The organism is Oscillochloris sp. ZM17-4 (genome assembly GCF_019599295.1).
Classification (GTDB): domain Bacteria; phylum Chloroflexota; class Chloroflexia; order Chloroflexales; family Chloroflexaceae; genus Oscillochloris.
On sequence record NZ_JAIEWN010000011.1, the window covers coordinates 72,016 to 80,450 of the forward strand.

Genomic DNA, 8,435 nt, shown 5'->3' on the forward strand with positions numbered 1-8,435 from the left:
GCTGGCGTCCAGGGTGAGCAGCCAGAGCGGCAGCAGCTCCACGCGCAGGCAGAGCATCTGCACATCGCCGGTGTCCGTCTCGACCGGCAGCCGCCGGGCGCCGCCGGACAGCACGGCGTGGGCGCGCAGGCGGCGCTCCTCCTTGGATGCGCTCAGGCCCATGGTCGCGCACAGCTCAGCTATCGGCAGGTAGGTGCGGTTCGGGTCCGGCCCGAGCCAGGCTACAATGTCTTGCGCGTAGAACCAGTTCACAGACGAGCCTTTCCTTAGATCGTACATCTTGCATTTTACCGTTCCTGCTCTATAGTAGCCTACCTCATCCGTGTGCCGTCGGCAAATCGGGGGTTGGGGGTTGGGGGGTGGGGGTAGTGCATTATGCACTGAATTGAAGAAGAAGGTCAGTTCCACCATGCAGCTTCTAAACTTCTCCGGCCGCCTGCTCCAGGCGCTCATGCTCGGCCTGATGGGGGCGGTCTTTCTGGGCGTCGGCGTGTTTCTCGGGGTCTTCGCCGCGCGCGATGCGAGCGCCGAGGCGGATCGGGTCGCGGCCATGGCCCCGCTGGGGCTGGCCGGGCTTGAGGCCGGCCGGCCGGGGGCTGCGGCGCTGCTGGAGGGCACCCTGAGCGCGCGCAACCCGGCGCGCTTCCGCGACTTTATCGCCTACACCCGCGAGGAGTACCACGGGGAGGACAGCGACGGCGACGCGGACTGGCGGGAGGACGAGCGGGTGACGCCGCCGCTGCTCGTTGACCTCGATGGGGGCGTCGCCCAGATCGGGAATGACAGCTACCGCATCTCGACGCCCCACGCGAGCTGGCAGGAGGGCAGCGTCCTCTACTGGAATGGCCTCAGCGGCGAGGGCACCAAGCGCTACGCGGGACTCGTCGCCGGCCGCCCGGTGCTGGCGCTGGGGATGATCCAGGCCGGCCCCGAGGGCAACGAGCTCCAGGCCGAGCTGATCTTCGGCGGCACGCGCGCCGAGTATATCGCCAACCAGCGCGGCAGCGCCCGCATCCTGCCGTTCATGGGCCTGATCTTCGGCGGGGTCGGCGTCCTGCTGCTCGGCGTCGGCGTCCGCACGCTGCTGCGGCGCTGATCCGCCCCCGTCTCGTGCTACAATAGATGCATACCCTCGCACATACCAATGATAGATATTGTCTCGATAGCGGGTGAGCGGAGCTCACCCGCTATCGAGACAATAGAGGTTTCCAGGGCGGCAGCCCTGATCTATAAGGAGCCGTGCCATGGAGCGCACCCAACTCGTCGAGGAGCTGCGGCGGATCGTCGGCCCGCGCGGCGTCGTCGATGACCCCCACGCCCTGATGACCTACGACGCCGACGGCTGCGTGATGGACACCGGCGACCCGCAGGTGGTGGTGCTGCCCACCAGCACGGCCCAGGTCAGCGGCGTGGTGCAGCTGGCCGCCCGCTACGGCCTGCCGGTGGTGCCGCGCGGCGCCGGCACCGGCCTCTCCGGCGGGGCCACGGCCATGTTCGGCGGGATCGTGATCAGCACCGCCCGCATGGATAAGGTGCTGGAGGTGGACGCGCGCAACGGCCGGGTGCTCTGCCAGCCCGGCGTGATCAACTACGAGCTCTCGCAGCACCTCAAGCCCTACGGCTACCAGTTCGCCCCCGACCCGTCATCCCAGAAGGCCTGCACGGTCGGCGGGAACATCGCCAACAACAGCGGCGGCCCGCACTGCCTCAAGTACGGCATCACCGCCAGCCACGTCTACGGCGTCGAGATGGTGATGGCCGACGGGTCGGTGATCTGGAGCGGCGACGGCAGCCCGGCCGCCCCCGGCTACGACCTGACCGGCGTGATCACCGGCAGCGAGGGCACGATCGGCCTGGTCACGGCCTCCTGGCTGAAGATCACCCGCCTGCCCGAGGCCGTCCGTGTGGTGCTGGCGCTCTTCCCCGATATCGCCGGGGCCTCCAGCGCCGTCTCCCAGGTGATCGCCGGCGGCCTGCTGCCGGCCGCCCTGGAGATCATGGACCGCCTGGCGATCAAGGCCGTCAACGACATGTATAAGCTCGGCCTGCCCGAGCGCGCCGGGGCCGCCCTGCTGATCGAGGTCGACGGCGTCGAGGACGGGCTCGACGAGCTGCTCCACGAGGTGACCGGCGTCTGCCAGCGCAACGGCGCGATCGAGGTGCGCCCGGCCCGCACCCTCGCCGAGCAGAACCAGGTCTGGGCCGCCCGCAAGAACGCCTTCGGCGCGATGGGCCGCCTCTCGCCCACCTACTACCTGGTCGACACGGTCGTCCCGCGCACCCGCCTGCCCTACACGATGGAGCAGGTCGGCCGGATCTCGAAGGAGTACGACCTGCCGATCGCCAACGTCTTCCACGCCGGCGACGGCAACCTGCACCCGATCATCCTCTTCGACCGGCGCGACCGCAGCCAGAACCAGCGCGCCCTGGAGGCCGCCACCAGCGTGATGCGGGTCAGCATCGATCAGGGCGGGGTGATCAGCGGCGAGCACGGCATCGGCGTCGAGAAGCAGGACTATATGAATCTCCTGTTCTCCACCGACGACCTGGCGGCGATGGCCGGCCTGCACCAGAGCTTCGATCCGAAGGACATCTTTAACCCCGGCAAGGTCTTCCCCAAGGGGCGCGGCTGCGGCGAGCTGGCCGCCCTGCGTAAGGCGGGCGTCGCCTGGGCCGAGTTGAAATGACAATGTGGTAGGGCCGAAGCATTCTGCTCTTTGCGCTCTGCGCAAAGAGCAGAATGCTTCGGCCCTACGGGACACGCCAATGAACCCCCTCACCTCCCAGATCTCCGCCATCGTCGGCGAGACGTATGTGATCGAAAACCCGGCCGATTACCCCGCCTACGCGGTGCAGGGCCGCGCCCCGGCCCTGGTGGCCGCCCCCGGCAGCGTCGAGGAGCTGTCCCACGTCGTGGCGGCCGCCCACGCCGCCGGCCTGCCGGTGGTGCCGCGCGGCGGCGGCACGATGCAGTCCTGGGGCCGCCCGCCCGCCCCCGGCTTTGTGGTTGTGCAGACCACCCGCCTGAGCCGGGTGCTCAACTATGAGCCGGACGACCTGACGATCTCGGTCGAGGCCGGCATGAGCTTGGAGCAGCTCGATGGGACCCTGGCCCCCAACGGCCAGATGCTGCCCCTCGACGCGCCCATCCCCTCCCGCTCGACCATCGGCGGCATCCTGTCCACCGCCGTGGACGGCCCGCGCCGCCTGGGCTACGGCACCACGCGCGACCTGCTGATCGGGGTGCAGGTGGTCGAGGCCACTGGACGGCTGAGCAAGGCGGGTGGCATGGTGGTGAAGAATGTCAGCGGCTTCGATATGATGAAGCTCTACACGGGCAGCCTGGGCAGCCTGGCGATCATCGTCTCGGCCAACTTCAAGCTGATCCCGCGCCCGCGCGCCGCCGCCACCATCGCCTGCGCCTTCGAGTCAGGATCAATCTGCAATCACCAATCTGCAATCTGCAATTGTGGTGCGCGCCGAGGGCCTGCCCGCCGCCGTCGAGCGCCACGTGCGCGATGTGTCGGCTATGGCCGAGCGGGCCGGCTCCAGCGGCGTCACCGTGATGCGCGACGATGCCCACGAGTCGGTGTGGGCGGCGATCAACGACCTGCCGCAGGCGGCCGCGCTGGATTCCGACGAGCTGCTGCTGCGCCTGAGCTGCCTGCCGGCCGACCTGGAGCGGGCGCTGGCCGACGCCGCGGCCCTGGCCGCCCGCCACGGCCTGGCCCTGCGCGTGGCCGCCCGCGCCCTCAGCGGCATCGCCTACCTGCGCGCCCACGGCGACGAGGGCGACCTGCGCCAGCTCCACGCCGAGCTGCTCGCCGGCTGGCCGCAGCTGGCGCTGCTCGCCGGCCCGCCCGCGATCAAGGCCGAGGCGCCGATCTGGGGCGCCGAGATCCCTAACCTCGCCCTGATGCGCCGGATCAAGCAGGAGTTTGACCCGGAGAACCGCCTCAGCCCAGGGCGGTATGTGGTATGACATGTATCGTAGGGCCGAAGCATGTTGATGATTGCGCGGAGCGCAATCATCAACATGCTTCGGCCCTACCTGGCACCGACGCCAATGAATAGTGACACCGTGATCCACCACCTCCGCCACGCCCTCGGCCCGCAGGCCGTGGTGTCCGCGCCGGACGCGCTGCGCACCTACGACGCCGATGCGAGCATGATCGTCTCGCACGCGCCGCAGGCGGTGGCCCTGCCCGCCGACAGCGCCCAGGCCGCCGAGGTGGTGCGGATCGCCGTGTCCGCCGGCCTGCCGGTGGTCGCCCGCGGCGCCGGCACCGGCATCGCCGGCGGGGCCATCCCCCTGCGCGGCGGCGTCCTGGTCAGCACCGCCCGCATGGGCCGGGTGCTCTCCGTCGAGCCCGCCTCGCGCCGGGCCACTGTCCAGGCCGGCACGGTTAACGCCGATCTGAACGCCCGGCTCGCCCCGCTCGGCCTCCAGTTCGCGCCCGACCCCTCCTCGCAGCGCGCCTCGACCATCGGCGGCAACCTGTCCACCAACGCCGGCGGCCCGCACTGCCTTAAGTACGGCGTCACCACCAACCATATCCTCGCCGTCGAGTTCGTCAACGGCGCGGGCGAGCTTGTCTGGACCGGCGACGGCGCGCCCGAGGCCGCCGGCTACGACCTGACCGGCCTGCTGGTCGGCAGCGAGGGCACCTTCGGCCTGGTGACGCAGGCCATGGTGCGGCTGACCGCGCTGCCCGAGGCGGTGCGCGTGGTGCTGGCCCTCTTCCCGAGCGTGGTGGCCGCCAGCGCCGCCGTCAGCCGGATCATCGCCGCCGGCTCGCTCCCAACATCGCTGGAGGTGATGGACCACAACGCTATCCGTTCGGTCAACGGGGCCTACGGCCTGGGCCTGCCCGAGGCCGAGGGCACCACCCTGCTGATCGTCGAGGTGGACGGCGTGGCTGATGGGCTCGACCTCATCATGGCCGAGATCCTGGAGATCTGCCGGGGCCAGGGCGCCTTCGACCTGCGCCCGGCCCGCAGCGCCGAGGAGCAGGCCCGCGTCTGGACAGCCCGCAAGTCGGTGGCGGCGGCGATCGGCCGCCTGGCCCCGGCCTACTACCTGGTCGACACGGTCGTCCCGCGCACCCGCCTGCCCCTGATGATGGAGCACGTCGAGCGCCTGCGCCACGAGCACGGCATGGAGGTCTGCAACGTCTTCCACGCCGGCGACGGCAACCTGCACCCGCTGGTGCTCTACGACCCGCGCGACCCCGAGCAGGTCCGGCGGGCCCACGCGATCGCCCACGGCGTGCTGCACCTGAGCATCGCCCAGGGCGGGGTGATCAGCGGCGAGCACGGCATCGGCGTGGAGAAGCAGGACTACCTGCCGCTGCTGCTCAGCCCGAACGAGATGCAGCTCCACGCCGCGATCTATACGATCTTCAACCCCGACGACCGCTTCAACCCCGGCAAGATCTTCCCCGCCGATGTGAACCCGCACGCGCTGGCCGCCGCGCGCCGGGCGCGGATTGCAGATTGCAGATTGCAGATTGCAGAGACGGAGCCACAATCTGCAATCTGCAATCTGCAATCTGCAATAGAGATGCCCGCCAGCATCGAGGAGCTCTCCCAGCTCGTCGCCGCCTGCCACCGCGCCGGGGCGCCTGTCCGCCCGACGGGCGCGGGGCTGCGGAAGATCAGCGGCGTGCTCCAGTACGAGCCCGACGACCTGACGATCGGCGTGGGGGCCGGGATGACTCTGGCCGAGCTGCGGGCCACCCTCGCCGAGAACGGCCAGATCCTGCCGCTGGATGTGGCCCGCCCCGATGACGTCACCATCGGCGGGCTGGTGGCCGCCGCCGCCGACGGCCCGCGCCGGCTCGGCTACGGCACCCTGCGCGACTGGGTGCTGGCCCTGACCGTCGTCGAGGCCGACGGCACCGTCTCGCGCCTGGGCGCGCAGGTGGTCAAGAACGTCACCGGCTACGACCTGTCCAAGCTGTTTGTGGGCAGCCGGGGCACCCTCGGCGTGATCGCATCCGTCAGCCTGAAGGTCTTCCCGCGCCCGAAGGCCTCGGCCACCCTGCTGGTGGCCTGCCCCGGCCGCGACGCGGCCTTCGCCCTGGCCGCCGACATCGCCGCCAGCAAGCTCCAGCCCACGGCGGTCGAATATATTGCAGATTGCAGATTGCAGATTGCAGATTTGGGCGCTCAACCTGCAATCTACAATCTGCAATCTGCAATTGCGGTGCGTGCCGAGGGCCACCCGGCCGCCGTGGGGCGGCACCGCCGCGAGCTGGCCGAGCTGGCTGAGAGACGTGGGCTCGCCGCGCCCCGTGAGCTTTCGGGCGGCGAGGAGGACGCCCTCTGGGACGCGGCGGCCGCCGTCGCCGACACCGCGACCGCGCCCGACGAGGCGCTGATCCGGCTGTCTGCGGCCCCCGCCGAGCTGCGCGAGGCCCTGGCCCACGCCGAGGCGCTGGCCGGGCGGCGCGGCCTGGGCCTGAGCGTCTCCGCCCGCGCCCTGAGCGGCGTGGCCTACCTGCGCGCCCGCGGCGCCCTGGCTGACCTCGCCGGACTCTACGGCGACCTGGGCGCCCGCTGGCGGCACGCCCACCTGCTCGCCGGCCCGGACGGACTGCTCGCCGGCGCGCCGACATGGGGCGCGCCCCACGCCGCCCTCGCCCTGATGCGCGCGATCAAAGCTGAGCTCGACCCATACGGGACGATGAACCCCGGAGCCTATGTGGTGTGATATGTATCGTAGGGCCGAAGCATTTCGATGATTGCGCGGAGCGCAGTCATCGAAATGCTTCGGCCTTGAGGAGTAACCTGTGACCATCCCCCTGATCCCGTTTAGCGGCGACGATAAGCCCAGCTCCGACATCATCAACACCTGCGTCCACTGCGGGCTGTGCCTCTCGTCCTGTCCGACCTACCGCGAGACCGGGCTGGAGATGTCCTCGCCGCGCGGGCGGATCTACCTGATGAAGGCCGTCGACGAGGGCCGGATCGGCCTGCAGAGCGAGGTCTTCCAGGAGCAGATGAGCCAGTGCCTGAACTGCCGGGCCTGCGAGGCCGTCTGCCCCTCGGGCGTCCAGTACGGCGCCATCCTGGAGGCCAGCCGGGTCCAGCTGGAGCACGCCCGTCAGTCCGGGAAGATCGAGCCCGCTGAGCAAGCATCAGCCCTCAGCCCTCAGCCCTCAGCCCTTCCCCCTCGCCCGCTCTGGCAGCGCGCCCTGCGCGGGGCCGTCTTCGGGGCGCTGTTCAAGGACATGCGCCTCTTCCGGGCCTTCTCGGGCAGCATGGCCCTCTACCAGAAGAGCGGCGTCCAGTGGGTCGCCCGCAAGAGCGGCGCGCTCAAGCTGATCGGCATGGCCGACACCGAGATGATGCTGCCGCCACTGAGCGGGGCCGCCACCGTGCCCCAGGGCCAGATCTACCCGGCCGTAGGGGGGGGGCTTGTCTCTCCCCGCTACAGCGTGGCCATGCTCACCGGCTGCATCATGAGCACCGCCTTCAGCTCGGTCCACGAGGCGACCATCCGCGTGCTGCAGAAGAACGGCTGCGAGGTGCTGCTGCCGCCCGGCCAGGGCTGCTGCGGCGCGCTGCACACCCACGGCGGCGACCTCGACGGCGGGCGTGAGCTGGCCCGCCAGAATATCGCCGCCTTCGAGGGCCTGGGCGTAGACGCGATCATCGTCAACGCCGCCGGCTGCGGCAGCACGATGAAGGAGTACGGCCACCTGCTCCACGACGACCCGGCGTGGCGCGGGCGGGCCGAGGCCTTTGTCGCCAAGGTCAAGGATGTCCACGAGTTCCTGGCCGGCATCGAGCTGAACACTGCCGGCCTGGGACGCCTGGAGCTGAGCGTCACCTACCAGGAGCCATGCCACCTGGCCCACGCCCAGCGCATCACCGCACAGCCGCGCGCCCTGCTGAACGCCATCCCCGGCCTGGAGCTGCGCGAGATGCCCGAGAGCTCGCTCTGCTGCGGCAGCGCCGGTGTCTACAACGTCACCCAGCCCGAGATGGCGGCCTCGCTGGGCGCCCGCAAGGTCGGCAACGCCCTCAGCACCGGCGCCCAGGTGATCGCCACCGCCAACCCCGGATGCGCCCTGCAGCTGGCCGGCGAGCTGCGCCGCCGCGGCGAGGATGTGCAGGTGCGCTATATCGTCGAGCTGCTCGATGCCGCCTACGCCGCGCGGTGAGATGTCGGACGGCCCTCACCCCCGCCGCTGGCGCGGCCCCCCCTCGCCTGTGGCCGAAGGCCACGGGCGAGGGGGAAGGGGGGTGAGGGCCGTCCGGCCGCAACCTGTCAAGCTGGAAGTGCCCAGTTTACACGTCGCCTCACATCGGCAGAAAGTGATGCGGCATAACTCCGGGCCTGGCGGGGGGGCACATATCTGTCGTTAGCGATCTGGCTGCGCCGCAAAGCCCCCAGGGCATGTGCAACATCCGTGGGCGGATCCGGC

At 70.4% G+C, this 8,435-nt stretch carries 6 protein-coding genes and 1 pseudogene; 6 read left to right on the forward strand and 1 reads right to left on the reverse strand.

Annotation, left to right across the window (positions count from 1 at the left end):
- The coding region (locus K2Z83_RS10750) for a phage antirepressor N-terminal domain-containing protein (RefSeq protein ID WP_220595184.1) at positions 1 to 252 on the reverse strand (252 nt) is incomplete at its 3' end.
- 157 nt (positions 253 to 409) lie between these two features.
- Between K2Z83_RS10750 and K2Z83_RS10755 the strand changes: the two genes are divergently transcribed.
- The 6 genes and pseudogenes from K2Z83_RS10755 to K2Z83_RS10775 all read left to right on the forward strand — a co-directional run bounded on the left by K2Z83_RS10755 (position 410) and on the right by K2Z83_RS10775 (position 8,171).
- Positions 410 to 1,096: a hypothetical protein gene (locus K2Z83_RS10755; protein WP_220595185.1), complete on the forward strand. Its 687-nt coding sequence runs from the start codon at positions 410 to 412 to the stop codon at positions 1,094 to 1,096.
- A gap of 148 nt (positions 1,097 to 1,244) precedes the next feature.
- Complete coding sequence (locus tag K2Z83_RS10760; protein ID WP_220595186.1) at positions 1,245 to 2,687, forward strand: FAD-binding oxidoreductase; 1,443 nt, start codon at positions 1,245 to 1,247, stop codon at positions 2,685 to 2,687.
- A 79-nt stretch (positions 2,688 to 2,766) separates the two neighbouring features.
- Positions 2,767 to 3,219, forward strand: a pseudogene (locus tag K2Z83_RS28945) (FAD-binding oxidoreductase); the annotation flags it as partial.
- Positions 3,220 to 3,469: 250 nt separating this feature from the next.
- Positions 3,470 to 3,982 (forward strand): FAD-linked oxidase C-terminal domain-containing protein, encoded by a 513-nt coding sequence (locus K2Z83_RS29875; protein ID WP_370650139.1) that lies wholly within the window; start codon positions 3,470 to 3,472, stop codon positions 3,980 to 3,982.
- A gap of 84 nt (positions 3,983 to 4,066) precedes the next feature.
- Positions 4,067 to 6,715, forward strand: a complete 2,649-nt coding sequence (locus K2Z83_RS10770; RefSeq protein ID WP_220595187.1) for an FAD-binding oxidoreductase — start codon at positions 4,067 to 4,069, stop codon at positions 6,713 to 6,715.
- Positions 6,716 to 6,794: 79 nt separating this feature from the next.
- Positions 6,795 to 8,171 (forward strand): heterodisulfide reductase-related iron-sulfur binding cluster, encoded by a 1,377-nt coding sequence (locus K2Z83_RS10775; protein ID WP_220595188.1) that lies wholly within the window; start codon positions 6,795 to 6,797, stop codon positions 8,169 to 8,171.
- Positions 8,172 to 8,435 lie beyond the last annotated feature (264 nt).